The sequence below is a fragment of the Streptosporangium sp. NPDC006013 genome, from assembly GCF_040614275.1.
In the GTDB taxonomy this organism is placed as follows: domain Bacteria; phylum Actinomycetota; class Actinomycetes; order Streptosporangiales; family Streptosporangiaceae; genus Streptosporangium.
The window spans coordinates 1-14315 of sequence record NZ_JBEXUE010000260.1; the positions used below are offsets into that span (position 1 = coordinate 1).

At 70.1% G+C, this 14315-nt stretch carries 15 protein-coding genes; 7 read left to right on the top strand and 8 right to left on the bottom strand.

Translation table 11 applies throughout. The features are described 5' to 3' along the window. Positions 1-63: 63 nt before the first annotated feature. Entirely contained in the window at positions 64-924 is an 861-nt protein-coding gene (locus tag ABZ260_RS31650) for an N-acetylmuramoyl-L-alanine amidase (protein WP_355625138.1), read from the top strand. Between the two features lie 7 nt (positions 925-931). Here ABZ260_RS31650 and ABZ260_RS31655 read toward each other — a convergent pair whose 3' ends face one another. Next, the gene (locus ABZ260_RS31655) at positions 932-2470 is read right to left on the bottom strand and encodes a N,N-dimethylformamidase beta subunit family domain-containing protein (RefSeq protein WP_355625164.1); all 1539 of its coding nucleotides are present in this window, start codon (positions 2468-2470) and stop codon (positions 932-934) included. 119 nt (positions 2471-2589) lie between these two features. Between ABZ260_RS31655 and ABZ260_RS31660 the strand changes: the two genes are divergently transcribed. Beyond that, complete coding sequence (locus tag ABZ260_RS31660) at positions 2590-4227, top strand: beta-N-acetylhexosaminidase (RefSeq protein ID WP_355625140.1); 1638 nt, start codon at positions 2590-2592, stop codon at positions 4225-4227. A gap of 74 nt (positions 4228-4301) precedes the next feature. Here the strand turns inward: ABZ260_RS31660 and ABZ260_RS31665 are convergent, their stop codons facing one another. The 4 genes from ABZ260_RS31665 to ABZ260_RS31680 form a co-directional block, all read right to left on the bottom strand. Beyond that, complete coding sequence (locus ABZ260_RS31665) at positions 4302-4505, bottom strand: copper ion binding protein (protein WP_355625142.1); 204 nt, start codon at positions 4503-4505, stop codon at positions 4302-4304. A 61-nt stretch (positions 4506-4566) separates the two neighbouring features. Continuing rightward, a complete protein-coding gene (locus ABZ260_RS31670; RefSeq protein WP_355625144.1) occupies positions 4567-5652 on the bottom strand; it encodes a quinone-dependent dihydroorotate dehydrogenase in 1086 nt (361 codons plus the stop codon). Between the two features lie 107 nt (positions 5653-5759). Continuing rightward, on the bottom strand, positions 5760-6467 hold the full coding sequence (locus ABZ260_RS31675) for a GAF and ANTAR domain-containing protein (RefSeq protein ID WP_355625146.1): 708 nt from the start codon (positions 6465-6467) through the stop codon (positions 5760-5762). 45 nt (positions 6468-6512) lie between these two features. Next, entirely contained in the window at positions 6513-6983 is a 471-nt protein-coding gene (locus ABZ260_RS31680; protein WP_355625148.1) for a GAF domain-containing protein, read from the bottom strand. Between the two features lie 172 nt (positions 6984-7155). Between ABZ260_RS31680 and ABZ260_RS31685 the strand changes: the two genes are divergently transcribed. From ABZ260_RS31685 to ABZ260_RS31700, 4 genes are all read left to right on the top strand, one after another. Next, entirely contained in the window at positions 7156-7539 is a 384-nt protein-coding gene (locus tag ABZ260_RS31685) for a hypothetical protein (RefSeq protein WP_355548357.1), read from the top strand. Positions 7540-7592: 53 nt separating this feature from the next. Beyond that, complete coding sequence (locus ABZ260_RS31690; protein WP_355625150.1) at positions 7593-8357, top strand: phosphatase PAP2 family protein; 765 nt, start codon at positions 7593-7595, stop codon at positions 8355-8357. A 55-nt stretch (positions 8358-8412) separates the two neighbouring features. Continuing rightward, the gene (locus ABZ260_RS31695) at positions 8413-9114 is read left to right on the top strand and encodes a phosphatase PAP2 family protein (RefSeq protein ID WP_355625152.1); all 702 of its coding nucleotides are present in this window, start codon (positions 8413-8415) and stop codon (positions 9112-9114) included. Between the two features lie 223 nt (positions 9115-9337). After that, complete coding sequence (locus ABZ260_RS31700) at positions 9338-9601, top strand: hypothetical protein (protein WP_355625154.1); 264 nt, start codon at positions 9338-9340, stop codon at positions 9599-9601. A 230-nt stretch (positions 9602-9831) separates the two neighbouring features. Here ABZ260_RS31700 and ABZ260_RS31705 read toward each other — a convergent pair whose 3' ends face one another. From ABZ260_RS31705 to ABZ260_RS31715, 3 genes are all read right to left on the bottom strand, one after another. After that, complete coding sequence (locus ABZ260_RS31705) at positions 9832-11733, bottom strand: glycoside hydrolase family 15 protein (RefSeq protein WP_355625156.1); 1902 nt, start codon at positions 11731-11733, stop codon at positions 9832-9834. Positions 11734-11867: 134 nt separating this feature from the next. Next, positions 11868-12242, bottom strand: a complete 375-nt coding sequence (locus ABZ260_RS31710) for a DUF2267 domain-containing protein (protein WP_355625158.1) — start codon at positions 12240-12242, stop codon at positions 11868-11870. Positions 12243-12336: 94 nt separating this feature from the next. Continuing rightward, complete coding sequence (locus ABZ260_RS31715; protein WP_355625160.1) at positions 12337-13272, bottom strand: AraC family transcriptional regulator; 936 nt, start codon at positions 13270-13272, stop codon at positions 12337-12339. 80 nt (positions 13273-13352) lie between these two features. Between ABZ260_RS31715 and ABZ260_RS31720 the strand changes: the two genes are divergently transcribed. Further along, on the top strand, positions 13353-14192 hold the full coding sequence (locus ABZ260_RS31720) for an NAD(P)H-binding protein (protein WP_355625162.1): 840 nt from the start codon (positions 13353-13355) through the stop codon (positions 14190-14192). Positions 14193-14315: the final 123 nt, after the last annotated feature.

A 14315-nucleotide genomic window follows, 5' to 3' on the forward strand; every position in this document is an offset into this window, starting at 1 on the left:
CGAGACCGGTGATCTCCCCACCGGGGATGAGACGCGACCTCGGGGGGCGGAAAGGCAGGTGACGTGGATGACGACCGGCACCCGACCGGGAATCCAGCCGCCTGCGGCGGCGGCACCGCGGACCTCGCGCGAGATCGTGTGGGAGTCCCACCGGCGGCCGCCACGACCGCCCGCCCCGTGACCGGCGACACGGCCGCCCCCCTGACCGGCCCCGCGGCCGGCGCGGCGAGCGGTTCCGCGGCGAGTCCCACCGCGGCCGGAAAACCGCTGAGCGGCAAGGTCGTGGTCATCGACCCCGGCCACAACGGGCAGAACTACCGCCACCCTGCGGAGATCAACAAACAGGTCGACGTGCTGACCAAGCGGAAGCCCTGCGACACCACGGGCACCGCCACCGCGAACGGCTACAGCGAGGCCGCCTTCGCCTGGGACGTCTCCCAGCGCCTGGACAAGATCCTCAAGAGCCGGGGCGCGAAGGTGGTGCTGACCCGCCAGAACAACAACGGCGTCGGACCGTGCATCACCCAGCGGGCCGCGATCGGCAACAAGGCCAAGGCGAACGCGGCGATCTCGATTCACGCCGACGGGGCGGGCCCCGCCAACCACGGCTTCCACGTGATCATGCCGAAGAAGATCAACGGCCCGGTCGACCCGGTGGTCAAGGACTCCGAGAGGCTCGGCATCGACGTGCGCGACGCCATGAAGCGCGGCACCGGCCTGTCGTACTCCACCTACATCGGCAAGGCGGCCCTGGACTACCGCAACGACCTCGGCGGACTGAACCTCTCCACGGTTCCCAAGATCTTCGTCGAGTGCGGCAACATGAAGAACCCGACCGAGGCGGCCAAGTTCCAGCAGGCGGCGTTCCGGCAGAAGATCGCGCTCTCCCTGGCCAACGGGCTGCAGCAGTACCTGACCCACTGAGGCCCGCTCAGCCTCTCGCCGGACCGGACAGGCCCAGCGACCTGAGGTTGTCCTCGGCCGGGTGCCGGCGCGCGGCCGGACCGGCCGCGAAGGCCCGCAGGATGTTCCCCGTGGCCCTGCGGACGAAGGAGGCGGCCCGTTCCGTGACGCCGTGGCCACAGCGGGCTCCCCGCATCGCGCACACCCAGCGCATCGTGCCCGAGGAGAACACGGCGGCGCCGCTCGGCACCGTGTAGTAGGCACTGTGCGCGACCGTGGAGCGTCCGCCGCAGTCGACCGGGGAGACGGACAGGACCTCCATCGGGCGGGGCACGCCCGCACCGACCCGGTCGGTCTCCACCCCCACCATGCCGGGGAAGGTGGTGCCGCGCCGCACCCCGGTCCCCTTGAAGATCCAGTTTCCGGGACGCCAGACCACGTAGGCGGACTCGGAGGGGAAGCAGTCGTACATCGGGCCGGTCAGCGAGCTCTCCGGCCTGCCGGTCGCGCGCCACAGGACCGTGTGGGCGTCCTCGGCGGCGTCCTTGTGGCAGACGACCAGGCGGCGGTGGCCCAGAGGCGTCGCGGCGAAGCGGATCCGCCAGTAGACGGCGTTGGCTCCAAGGAAGGCGAGGTTGGTGCCGTGGTCACGGGCCGCCTCGACGGTGCGGCGCATGCGTGCCGACCAGTACTCGTCGTGGCCCAGGGAGACCAGGCCCCTTGCCCCGTCGAGGAGGTGCGGGTCGCGGTCGAGATCCGCGCTCGTGACATAGGCGAGCGGGACACCGCTGTGCTCGGCGACCTCGATGGCGTCGCGTTCCATGTCCAGGAAGAGCCGCGCTCCCGATGTGTCGTAGGGGCGGTCGAAGCTGACCGCGCGGGACCTGTCCTCGAAACCACCGGGCCCTCTGTAGAGGCTGCGGCCACCCCAGTCGTTGTACGCCTGCCAGGTGGTGACCGCGTTGACGACGACCAGGCGTCCCCTGGTGGAGGTGGACCTGACGGTGAGCGGCACGTAGCGACTGCCTCCGCTGGCGGCGTCCAGCCTGATCAGGTAGGAGCCCTCCGGCCAGCCGGAGGTGTCCACCGCGGGGCCCGGCTTCCAGTGGGCGGCGGTCACCGTGCGGGTGGCGGCGATCGTCCTGGCCGGGGCCTGCCTCATGCCGGGCAGCCCGCTCGCCCGCCAGACCTGCCTGGCCCCGGCTCCGCCGTACCAGCCCATGCGGAAGGCCCTGGCGGTGTAGCGGTCGGCGGTGGTCGAGACGTACAGCCGGAAGCTCTCTCCCGGCGGCACGCTCACCCGGTCGGCGAAGCCCTCGATCTCGTGCTCGGCGCCGCGGTGGCGCACTCGCCAGTCAGGGGTGCCCGGCCTGGCGTTCTCGATCGTGGTGGCGTCCGCCGCCCCGGCGCTCCGCACCGCGGACGCCGACGTCGAGGGAGTGGGCGAGGGCGGCTCCGCGGGCCGCTCGGCGGTGGCGCCACATCCGGCGACCAGCAGTATCGCCATCAGGGTCATCAGCGGTGTACGGGCCGAATGCCAGGACGTTTGGAACATGAGCAGCAGCATGTCCACCTGGAAGATCCTCCGCGGCCCTCCCCCGCCGGTCTTGGGTGGTTCTTGGCCTCATGATCCGGATCGGCAAAGTAAAAGGCTTATCCGCCGATGAATTTGGCATGATGCGAACCATGACTGACCTCCTTCCGCTTCCTGCCGCGTACACGTCTGTGGACGGCTCCCTCGGGCTCTCTCCCGGAGTCGGCGTCCAGGGCCCCGCCGGGCTGGTCGACGCGGTACGGCTCGCACTCGCCGTACTCGACCCGCGTCCCGACGGGGCAGGTGTGATCAGGGTGGAACCCGACGCGTCGCTCGGCGCCGAGTCGTACACCCTGGACGTGACGGCCCAGGGCGTGCGGATCACGGCCGGAGACCGCGCCGGGGCCTTCTACGCGGGCCAGACGCTCCGGCAACTGCTCCCCGCCGCGGCGTTCCGCACGGTGGCGGGGACGGGCTGGAGCATCCCCCTCGGCCAGGTGCGGGACGCGCCCCGGTTCTCCTGGCGCGGGGTGCACCTGGACGTGGCACGGCACTTCATGCCCAAGCGCGAGGTGCTCAGGATGGTCGACCTCATGGCGGCGCACAAGCTGAACCGCCTCCACCTGCACCTGGTGGACGACCAGGGCTGGCGGGTCGAGAGCCGCAGGCACCCGCGGCTGCACGAGGTGGGCTCGCACCGCCCGCGCACGGTCACCAGCTACTACCGGGAGGATCTCGCCTTCGACGACGTGCCGCACGGCGGCTACTACACGCTGGACGACCTCGCCGAGATCGGCGCCTACGCGCGGGCCCGCGCCGTGACCGTCGTGCCCGAGATCGACGTGCCGGGACACGCCTCGGCGATCCTCGCCGCCTATCCCGAGCTGGACGCCCGCGCCACCGGCGGCCGGCGGCCCGAGCCCTTCCGGGTGCTGGAGCGCTGGGGCATCTCCCCCGCGATCCTGTCCCCGCTGCCCGGCACCGTCGACTTCCTGGCCGACGTGTTCGACGAGATCCTGGCGGCACTGGGCGAGACCCCGTACGTCCATATCGGCGGGGACGAATGCGTGCTCGACGACTGGGCCACCTCCCCCGAGATCGTCGCCTTCCAGGCGGAGCTGGGGCTGGGAAGCCTCGCCGACCTGCACGCCTGGTTCCTGCGCCGGCTGGCGGACGTGCTGGCGACGCGTGGCAGCCGGGCCGTGGTGTGGGACGAGGCGTTCGTCAGCGGCATGCTCAGGCCCGACACGATCGTGATGCCCTGGCGCGGCCCCGGGGTGGCCAGGCGCGCCGCCGCGGCCGGGCACGACGTGGTGCAGACTCCGGTCTTCCCGCTGTACTTCGACTACGCCGAGGCCGCGTCCGAACTGGAGCCGGTGGCGATCGGCGACGCGATCACCGTCTCGGACGTCGCGGCCTTCGCCCCGGCGCCACAGGAGTGGACGGCCGGGGAGCGGGAGCGCGTGCTCGGGGCGCAGTTCCAGCTGTGGAGCGAGCGGCTGCCCGACGGGCGCGCGGTGGACTACCGGGCCTGGCCCCGGGGGTGCGCGCTGGCCGAGGTCACCTGGTCGGGCTCGGCCGGGTCCGGGTTCGACGCCCGGCTGGAGACGCATCTGGGCCGCCTCGACGCGCTCGGCGTCGAGTACCGGCCGCCGGCCGGCCCGCACCCCTGGCAGCTGGGCGGTACCGGCCATCGGCGGCACCGGCCGGGGGTCGTCAGGGCGGACGAGGCCATGAGGCATCTGGAGGAGAAGACCCACGACGCCGACTCGACCCGGCCCAGCCTCTGACCCCGGCGGGCCGGGGTGGGCCGGGGCGAAAGACCTCTGACCGCCCCGGCCGGCCGGAGAGGACCGGCAGCGGATCAGCCCGCCACCTGGTAGCCGGCCTCCTTGATGGCGGCGCGGATGGCCGCGTCGTCGGGAGAGTCACCGGAGACGTCGACCCTGCCGGTTTCGAGGTCGACGTCGACAGCGGTGACGCCGGAGACCTCGCCGACCTCCTCCTTGACCGAGCTCACGCAGTGGCCACAGGTCATGCCGGTGACGGTATATGTGATCACGCTCATCGTGCCTCCAATGCCCCAAGGTTACCCACCCAGGGTATATCGCCTCCCTGGAGGGGGCGGATCAGGCCGCGGTACGGCCGATTATCTGGCGGAGGTCCACCACGCCGTGACGGCGGAGCCTGCGGGCGAGCTCGCGGTTGACGCGATGCGCCCAGAAGGGCCCCTCGTAGATCAGCGCGCTGTAGCCCTGAACGAGCGTGGCCCCGGCGAGCAGTCGCTCCCAGACGTCGTCCACGTCCTCGACACCGCCTACGGAGACGAGCACCAGGCGGTCGCCCACCCTCGCGCGCAGCCTGCGCAGCACTTCCAGCGACCTGGCCTTCAGCGGCCTGCCGGACAGGCCGCCGCTCTGCTGAGCCCGGTCACGCTCCGCGCCGGTCAGCGCCTGCCTGCTGATCGTGGTGTTGGTGGCGATGATGCCGTCGAGACCGAGCTCCAGGGCCAGGTCGGCGACCGCGTCCACATCGTCGTCCGCCAGGTCGGGCGCTATCTTGACCAGCAGCGGGGTGCGCTTGAGGGTGGCGTCGGCGATCTCCTTCACCGCCCGCAGCAGCGGGCCGAGCAGCTCCACGGCCTGGAGGTCGCGCAGCCCGGGGGTGTTGGGCGAGCTGACGTTGACGACCAGGTAGTCGGCCAGTGGAGCGAGCTTTCTGGCGCTGGTCACATAGTCGTCGACGGCCCCCGACTCGGGCACCACCTTGGTCTTGCCGATGTTGACGCCGACGATCGCCGGAACACCCCTGGGCCTGCTCAGCAGCCGGGCCGCCGCGGAGGCTCCGGCGTTGTTGAAACCCATCCTGTTGATGATCGCCCGGTTTCCCACGAGGCGGAACAGCCGGGGCCGGGCGTTGCCCGGCTGCGCGTGGGCGGTGATCGTGCCGACCTCGACGTGACTGAAGCCGAGCGCGGACAAGGCCTCCACGCAGCCGGCGTCCTTGTCGAAGCCGGCCGCCAGCCCGAACGGGCCGGGGAAGTGCACGCCGAAGGCCTGCACGCGCAGTGCGGGATCGCGCGGCGCGAGGCTGCGGTGAAGCAGCCTCTTGACCACGGGCATGACCGAGAGGGCACGGAGCGCGCGCACCGTCAGATGGTGCGCGTCCTCCGCGTCGAGGCGGCTGAGGACCTGCGAGAAGACGAATCTGTACATCACCGATCAGGTTAGTGCCCCTACAGGGTAGGGCTCGCGCCGGCCAGGTCGCCGGAGTACCTGATCAGCGGGCATCCATCGGGCTCAGCCCCGTGACGTGAGCAGGATCACCGCATTTCTCCGGCTCCCTCACCGAGCAGCTCGGCTGCGAGGTCGGCGACGCGACGGCGACTGTCCCTGGCCTGCTTGCGCAGGCCGGTGAAGGCCTGGGTGGCGGTCAGGTCGTGCTTTCCCATCAGGTAGCCGATCGCCCGCTCGATGACCACGCGGTAGTCGAGGGCGTACTGGAGCTGCTCGGCCAGCGCGCTCTTCTCCTCGGCGGCCATCGCGGCGGCGAGCAGTTGCTCGATCACGTCCGCGTAGCCGTAGAGGGCTTGAATGTCCGACTCATCCCACTGGTAAACCGTGGCCTGGTAGACGTTCAACGTACCCACCGGCTCGCTGCCAAGCCGGACGGGCACCCCGGCCACCGCCCGCACCTCCGGGTGGAGCCGGTCGGCGAGTTTCGGCCAGCGCGGGTCGACGCTCACGTCGCTTGAGGTCACCGCGCAATTCTCTTCAAACGCGGAAACACACGGCCCCTGACCAAGATGGAGCTGCGCGCCCTCAAGGCTCCGCCCCGGATCGTCGGTGGCGACCAAATAACGAAGATCCTTGCCTTCCTCCGCGAACATCAGCCCCGCACCCGAATACCCGAACAGCGAGTTCACCACGTCCACGGCACGCTCCAACTGATGGACTATGCCTGTGGCGGACGAGGTCGTCCTGAGCTTTCTCAAGCTCGCGACCAGCGCTTCCGGATCAATGTGAGTCATATGTGGGGCGCCTTTCAGCGTCGACCTGGCTACTTGACATGCACACTACGACTGCCCAGAAATAGGAGATCTATTGGCCAGCGTTTGGAGAACCATCACCATGAGTTCGCCGAGGCGTTCTCCGGCCCGGACTTTCGCGGGTTGCCATTCATGGCTCATCCGGTCGTAGAAATTCAGGGTGCCGATCAGCTGTTCCTCGGTTCGCAACGGCACCGAGAGCACCGCACGGACCTCCGAGACCCGCGCGGCCACGCCGGGGAACCCGAGGGGCCTGGCCGCCCGCAGGTCGTCGACCGTGACGTCTTCCCCTCGGGCCAGGCTCTCGATGGCCGGCCCGGAACCGATCTGCTCCTGGATCAGCTCCAGGCGTCGGCCGTGGTCGTCGGAACCGCCGATCGCTCGCAACCGGTCGTGGTCGTCTACCAGCATGAGCGCCGCGCCGTCGGTGCCGAGAACGTCGGCGAGAGCACCGAGGGTGCGATCGATGAGCCGGGAGAGTTCGAGGACCTGTGTCATGGGCGAGCTTCCTCCACGTCGAGGTAGCTCCGCGGACACAGGGCGGAATGATCTGCGGATCAGAGCCTAGTGCTGCCCGATGACTCCGGCCAAGCGGTTCCTCTCCCTGGCCACATATCGCCGTCAACACATCGTTAAGCGTTCGGCAAACAGAGATCGGCAGGGTGGGTACATGAACACCCTGTCACGTTCGGCCATCGCCCGGCGGCGGCGCACCCTGGCGCACATCGTGCTCCGCGACCTCGCGGAAACCGGTGATGTCACAGTCCCTGTCTGGTGGGAGGAGGAGATCCAGCGGGAGTTCGACGGACTCGGCGGGTTTCTGGCCGAGCTGAGCCGGCAGTGGTGGACCGCCTACGCCGCGCATCTGGACGCGCTGATCGAGCTCGGCGTCGACGACCCGTCCCAGGCGTGGGACGACGTCGCGGCGCAGATGCCGCAGCTACGGGCCGTCCTCGACGCCTACACGGACGAGGCGGCACTCGCCGAGGCCGAGCGGCGGCACTGCGACGTCCTGCGCTGGACCACCCGGCGCGAATCCCGGCCCGCGGCCTGAGGCTTTACCCGGAATGGAAAGAATATTCACCGGAAATCGGGTAGCCATGAACGATGGTCCGAACTGTCCAAGGTGAGTCACCACCGCACGGAAATCCCGATGACAACTCCGCCGACCTGCGCCTGGGCATACGCCTGACGCTTGCGGTGGTGGCGGTGGCGATCTTCACGGTGCCGTTCGTGGTCCTGCTCGTGCTCGTGAAGACCTCCTCCTCACCGCTCAGGAGCTTCGACGAGAGCATCGCCCTCCAGCTGCACGCCCAGGCACTGGAGCACCCCGGCTACACGGCCTTCCTCAACGTGGCGACCGAGGTGTTCGGCCCCTGGACATGGCGTGGGCTGGTGCTGCTGACCGCCGCCTGGCTCTGGTACCGGGGCGCGCCGCGGCTGGCCGTCTGGGCGGTCGCCACGATCACCTTCGGCGGCCTGCTGAACCTCGCGGTCAAGGGGATCGTCGACCGCGCCCGGCCCGACCTGCCCGATCCGGTGGCCTCGGCGCCCGGCGCCTCCTTCCCCTCCGGCCACGCGATGGGCGCCGCGCTGGGCGCCTGCATCCTCGTGCTCATTCTGCTGCCCTTCCTGCGGACTCCGGCCTCCCGGATCGCCGCCTGGATCGTCGCGGCGGTCGTCGTGGTGTTCGTCGCCTACAGCCGGGTGGCGCTCGGCGTCCACTGGACCAGCGACGTCGTCGCCGGGGTCGCGCTGGGCGTGGTGGTCGTGGTGGGGACGGCCGTGGGCTTCGAGGCCTGGCGCCGGGGAGAGGGCCGCAAACCCGTCGAGCCGCCCATCGAGGGCATCGAACCCGAGGCGTTCCGGTGAGGCCATTCGGGGTAGCTGGCGCGCCATGTCAAAAATGTCGGTGGATTTCAGAGGCGTGACGCGCCTCATCCTGGTGCCGCTGGCCATCATGGCCGCCCTGACGATCGGCGTCGGACTCCTCATCACCAAGATCCTGCAGACGACGACCCTCGTGGCGAACGACCAGGGGGTCAACGAGCAGCTGGCCCAGGGCCGCACCGCTTACTGGAGTTCGATCACCGACGTGGTGTCGGGCCTGTCCGACACCCCGGTGATCATCACTGCGACCGCGTTGCTCGTCATCGGCTTCCGGCTGGTCTTCAGGCGCTGGAACGAATCGATCTTCCTCGCGCTGGCGGTCTTCTCCCAGTCGGCGATCTTCCTGCTGGCCACCGTCTTCGCTCAGCGCAAGCGACCCGCCGTCGAGCATCTCGACCCCGCCCCGCCCACCTCCAGCTTCCCCTCGGGCCACACCAGTGCCGCTGTCGCCTTCTACTGCGGCGTCGCCCTGGTGCTGACCGTCCACACCCACCGCTACAAGATCCTGAACGTGCTGTGGTGGCTGGTCGGCCTGGGCATCCCCCTCGGCATCGGCTACTCGCGCATGTATCGCGGCATGCACCACCTGAGCGACGTGAGCTGGGGCTTCCTGCTCGGCCTGGTCTGCATCGCGGTGGCGGCCAACGCGCTGCTGTTCCGGCCGGTGGTGCGGGAGAGGGAGAAGGCCCCGAGACCACGGGGAGACGCCCGGTCGTACCCAGAATCAGCCGAGGGGTGAGAGAGACATTCCCCACCCGCGGGATCGCTCCACATGAGACCGTTATGAAGCAGCGTCACCAAGTCTCACATCTGTCACTTGGGGTCGCTCAATGATCGCCCTGCGCTACGAAGTAAGATAGAAACCCCAATAGGGAGATTCACCTCTCTCCGGCGGGGCACGAGCAGCCAGCCGGCCGGACAGAGAGACGTTCGACGGCTACCCTCAAGGAAGGAAGCCGGCCATGGATCATCAGTCCGTCGTCTGCGTCAAATGTACGGGCGTTCTCCTCGCCACCGACTCCCGCACCTACACGGCACAGCGAGGTCGCCTGATCCTGACCAACGGCTACTGCGGCTGCCCTGCCGCGCAGGCCCCTGCCGAGCAGGCCACCGAGCAGCGGCAGCCCCAGCCGGTCGCGGAGCAGCCCGTCGCGCACCCGCAGCCCGCGCACACCCCTCAGCAGAACGCACAGCCCGCAGGCCAGAACTCGATGGTGGTCGCCTAGCGACATCCGCGGAGGGAGCGGTCGCGGCGTCGGGGGGCGTGCGCGACGGCTCGGTCACTCAGCGGCCCCGTGTGTTCAGCCGCTGAGTCCCCAGGCCAGCACCACCGACAGACCGCTCGTCGCGAGCAGGCCGACGAGCACCACTATCGCAATCACCCGACGGTTCATACCCGAAAGCCTAGCCAGGCCGTTCGGGTGCTCTCGCACGTCCGCGTGCGGTCTGACCGCTCCTACGTCGGCCAGGCGGTCGGGATGAACTGCTCTCGCTCCGCGCGGATGATGTGGATCACCGCGTTGATGAGTGCCAGGTGGGTGAACGCCTGGGGAAAGTTGCCGAGGTGGCGCCCGGTCACCGGGTCGATCTCCTCGGCGTAGAGTCCGAGGGCGCTGGCGAAGGAGAGGACCCTCTCGCAGAGCCTGCGGGCCCGGGTGTACTCCCCGATATCGGTCAGCGCCGAGACGAGCCAGAACGAGCAGATAGTGAAGGTGCCCTCCTCGCCCGACATGCCGTCGTCCGTGTACTCCGTCCTGTAGCGCAGGACCAGGTCGTCGGCTGTCAGCTCGTCGGCGATGGCCAGAACGGTGGCACGGACCCGGGGATCACTGGCCGGCAGGAAGTGCACCAGCGGGATGAGCAGGAGTGACGCGTCGAGAGCGTCGGAGTCGTAGTGCTGCTTGAACACGCCTCGCTCGCTGACGCCGTTGGCGCACACGTCGGCGTGGATCTCGTCGGCGATCGCCTGCCAGTGCGCGGCCAGCTCGAACTCCTCCCTGAGCAGGGCGAGCCGGGTGCCCCTGTCGATCGCCACCCAGCACATGACCTTCGAGGAGGTGAAGTGCCGTGGCTCTCCGCGCACCTCCCATATGCCCCGGTCGGGCTCCTGCCAGTGTCTGATGGCCGACTCGACCTGTCGCTTCAGGACGGGCCAGATCCGCTCGTCCAGGCGGTCCCGCGACCGGGCGTGGATGTAGAAGGAGTCGAGGACGGCACCCCAGACGTCGTTCTGGCGGTGCTGGTAGGCGTCGTTGCCGATCCGGACCGGCCTGGCGCCCTCGTATCCGTGAAGATGGTCGAGGACGTACTCCTTCAGCTCACGCTCACCGTCGACGCCGTACATGATCTGGAGCTCCTCGTCCCGCTCCGCGACGTCGGCGATGAACCAGAAGAAGTCGTCGGCCTCCCAGTCGAAGCCCAGCGTGTAGAGGCCCCAGAGGGCGAGGGTCGAGTCCCTGATCCAGGAGTAGCGGTAGTCCCAGTTGCGGCTGCCGCCCGGGGTCTCGGGCAGGGAGGTGGTCGCCGCCGCGACGAGCGCGCCCGTCGGGGCGAAGGTCAGACCCTTGAGGGTGAGGGCGCTGCGCTCCAGGTAGCTCCGCCAGTGGTGGTCGGGAAAGTTTCCCCTGGCGAGCCAGTGCTGCCAGTGGTGGGCGGTCCATACCAGCCGCTCGTAGGCCTCCTCGAAGGTGTACGGCGGCTCGTGCACGGTCCACGACAGCGCGCAGAAGCGCGTGTCCCCCTCCTTGAGGAGGGTCCGTGCCGTCGCTCGCCCGGCCTCGAACCCCAGCCGCAGGTCCGTGGTGAGCCTGAGCTCCAGGCTCTGCCCCGCCGCCCTCGCGACGCCCTGGTGGTAGCCCCTGTCGGTGTACGACCAGCGGGCGGGGGTGCGGCCGTAGTCGAACATCGGCTCGCAGCCGAGCGTGACCTGTGCCTCCCCGCTGACGCAGCGCGCCGTGCGGAGCAGCACGTGGGAGGCGTCGTAGTCGGTCGGTGCCCTCCGGTGCGTGTGGGAGAGCTCCTCGTGGTGGTGCCAGGGTCCCACCAGGAGCAGGTCGCGCACGATGATCCAGCCGGTGGGCGTGCCCCAGCTCGTCTCCAGGATCATGGTGCCGGGCAGGTAGCGGCGCGCGGCGGGCACCCTCAGATCCGCGGGACCGAACCTGAAGCCTCCCGCGCCCCGATCGAGGATGGCGGCGAAGACGCTGGGAGAGTCCATCCTGGGCAGGCAGAGCCACTCGACGTTCCCACTCGGCGCGATCAGCGCGGTGACCTCACAGTCGGACAGGAACGCGTAGTCGGCGATGGGCGGGAAGGGAGAGGGGCCGTGCAGCGCGCTCACCGATGGATCCGCTGTCATGAGCCCTTTCCTCCCCCCTGGTCGCCCTGCTCGGGAACACCTGCCATCACGCCCACCGGTTCCGGGATCTCCGGTCCGCGGCGGGGAACCAGGCCGTCCGCTTCGCCAGGCCCCCCGCCCGCCGGCCCCCCGGGTCAGGTGGTGGTCTCCACCATCTCCTGGAATTCCCCGGGAAGCTGTGCCAGAACATGATCGAAAACTTCGTCGTCGACCGTCTCGCGCACCGTGACCAGAACGGCCCGCACCCCGGCGGTGGCCTCCTTCATGGTCAGGCCGGTGCGCTCGCTGACCCGGGTGACGAAGTCATGCAGCCCGAAGTCCTCGGCCCTGTCCCGTACGTGAAGCGAACCCCGCAGGGGTTCCGGCAGTGATGTCGCGAGACGTCTGGCCTCCCCCTCGCTCAGCCGATCTCCCAGCATCTCCACAGTCGCGCGAGCGAGGTCTTCCGCCTCCTGGTGCGACAGGGCCGCGCGCTCCGCCACAGCGCGAATGAAGTCCTTGTATTCCATGTCGTCCCCCTCGACCGGCTAGCCTTCCCGGTCGGTACGAGAATGAACACCCAGGTCACGACCTGTGTCGAGGACTTCCTGCCCGGGGAGCCGGCTACCTCGCCCCGGCACGGTGCTCCTGCGGGCTGACCCCGCGTACCCGCTTGAAGGCCGTGCTGAGCGCGAACGAGCTGCCATACCCGACCTGAGCGGCCACCGCGCCGACCGTGGCGTCGGTCTCGCGCAGCAGGTCGGCGGCCATGGCCAGCCGCCAGCCGGTGAGGAAGGCCATCGGGGACTCACCGACCAGCTCGGTGAAACGGCGGGCCAGGGCCGCGCGGGAGACGCCGGCCCCGGCGGCCAGGGCGGCCACGGTCCAGGGGTGGGCGGGGTTGTTGTGCAGCATGCGCAGGGCCTTGCCCACCACGGGATCGCTGTGCGCCCGGTACCAGGCGGGGGCCCCGGCCTCGGGACGGGAGAACCAGGCCCGCAGGACGGCGATGAGCAGCAGGTCGAGCAGCCGGTCGAGAACGGCCTCCTGCCCCGGCTCGTCCTTGACGATCTCGTCGGCGAGCAACGGGATGATGGGGCAGTTCCAGGCGCCTTCCGGCAGGACCAGCAGCGCGGGCAGCGCCTCCAGCAGACGCCGGCTGATCTCCCCGCGCATCTGGTAGGCGCCGGTGAGGATCACCGTCGACCCGTCCGGGCTGTTGCCCCAGGTGCGGACGCCCAGATCCATCGCCTGGGCCAGGTCCCGCCCGTCGAGGGTGGTGCAGTGCTGCCCGGGGTGGATCACCACCTGGGGAGGCGTGGCCGGGTCGTCGGCGACGGTGTAGGGATCGGGACCGCGGATGATCGCGACGTCCCCGGGGCCCAGGCGCACCGCGTCACCGCCGTCGGGGACCACCCACGCCTCGCCCCGCACCATGGCCGCCAGGGCGAGCGGCGCCCGATCCTGAATGCGGAGCGACCAGGGCGGGCTCAGGATCGAGCGGAGCAGGAACGCTCCCCGGGCTCTCGGCCCGTCCAGGAGGTCGGTGAGTGCGTCCACGGACTCACTCTAGACGTTGGAACATGGAATTGCGCTTCTCAACCATGGACCGTCTCACCATTGCCCGGTTCACTGGTGGTATGACGGAGAACACGCACGAGAAGAGCACGACGCTGGTCCTCGGAGGCACCGGCAAGACCGGCCGCCGGGTGGTGGAGCGGCTCACCGCGCGCGGCCTGCCAGTGCGGGTCGGTTCCCGCTCGGGCGAGCCGCCGTTCGACTGGGAGGACCAGTCGACATGGGCGGCCGCGCTGCGGGGGGCGGGGTCGGTGTACCTGGTCTACTACCCGGACCTGGCGTTCCCCGGGGCCGGGGACTCGGTCCGCTCGTTCGTCTCGCGGGCGGTCGGGAGCGGCGTCCGGCGGCTGGTGCTCCTGTCCGGCCGGGGCGAGGAGGAGGCCCAGGTGAGCGAGCGGACGGTCAGGGAGTCCGGCGCCGAGTGGACGATCCTGCGGGCGAGCTGGTTCTGCCAGAACTTCAGCGAGGACTACCTGCTGGAGCCGGTCATGGGCGGCGAGATCGCGTTCCCCGCGGGGGAGGTGGCCGAGCCGTTCGTCGACGCCGAGGACATCGCGGACGTCGCGGTCGCGGCGCTGACCGAGGACGGGCACGCGGGCGAGCTCTACGAGCTGACCGGTCCCCGGCTGCTGACCTTCGCCGACGCGGCCGCGGAGATCTCCAAGGCGACCGGCCGCGAGATCGGCTACCTGCCGGTCTCCCCCGAGGAGTACGCGGCCGGGCTGGTCGAGCACGGCGTACCGGCCGGGTACGCGACGCAGCTGGCCGGGCTCTTCACCGATGTCCTGGACGGCCGCAACGCCCACCTGACGGACGGCGTCCGGCGTGCCCTGGGCAGGGAGCCCAGGGATTTCACCGACTACGCGCGAGAGGCCGCCGCCACCGGCGTCTGGGGCGGCTAGCGGGACGGCGGCGGGCGGGGCGCACGGGGCCGCGGGCGTGAGTTGGAGTGCGTGAGCCGCCGCCGTCAGGGAGCCGTGCCGCTCGATCAACGCGAGAAGCCGCAGCTGATCCTCGGGGTGAAG

Bases quoted from the DNA above. Each gene is read 5' to 3' on its own strand.
- ABZ260_RS31705 (WP_355625156.1), bottom strand. From the start codon at position 11,733: ATGACAGCGGATCCATCGGTGAGCGCGCTGCACGGCCCCTCTCCCTTC.
- ABZ260_RS31670 (WP_355625144.1), bottom strand. From the start codon at position 5,652: ATGTACAGATTCGTCTTCTCGCAGGTCCTCAGCCGCCTCGACGCGGAG.
- ABZ260_RS31685 (WP_355548357.1), top strand. From the start codon at position 7,156: ATGAACACCCTGTCACGTTCGGCCATCGCCCGGCGGCGGCGCACCCTG.
- ABZ260_RS31710 (WP_355625158.1), bottom strand. From the start codon at position 12,242: ATGGAATACAAGGACTTCATTCGCGCTGTGGCGGAGCGCGCGGCCCTG.
- ABZ260_RS31665 (WP_355625142.1), bottom strand. From the start codon at position 4,505: ATGAGCGTGATCACATATACCGTCACCGGCATGACCTGTGGCCACTGC.
- ABZ260_RS31720 (WP_355625162.1), top strand. From the start codon at position 13,353: ATGACGGAGAACACGCACGAGAAGAGCACGACGCTGGTCCTCGGAGGC.
- ABZ260_RS31660 (WP_355625140.1), top strand. From the start codon at position 2,590: ATGACTGACCTCCTTCCGCTTCCTGCCGCGTACACGTCTGTGGACGGC.
- ABZ260_RS31700 (WP_355625154.1), top strand. From the start codon at position 9,338: ATGGATCATCAGTCCGTCGTCTGCGTCAAATGTACGGGCGTTCTCCTC.
- ABZ260_RS31680 (WP_355625148.1), bottom strand. From the start codon at position 6,983: ATGACACAGGTCCTCGAACTCTCCCGGCTCATCGATCGCACCCTCGGT.
- ABZ260_RS31675 (WP_355625146.1), bottom strand. From the start codon at position 6,467: ATGACTCACATTGATCCGGAAGCGCTGGTCGCGAGCTTGAGAAAGCTC.
- ABZ260_RS31690 (WP_355625150.1), top strand. From the start codon at position 7,593: ATGGTCCGAACTGTCCAAGGTGAGTCACCACCGCACGGAAATCCCGAT.
- ABZ260_RS31655 (WP_355625164.1), bottom strand. From the start codon at position 2,470: ATGCTGCTGCTCATGTTCCAAACGTCCTGGCATTCGGCCCGTACACCG.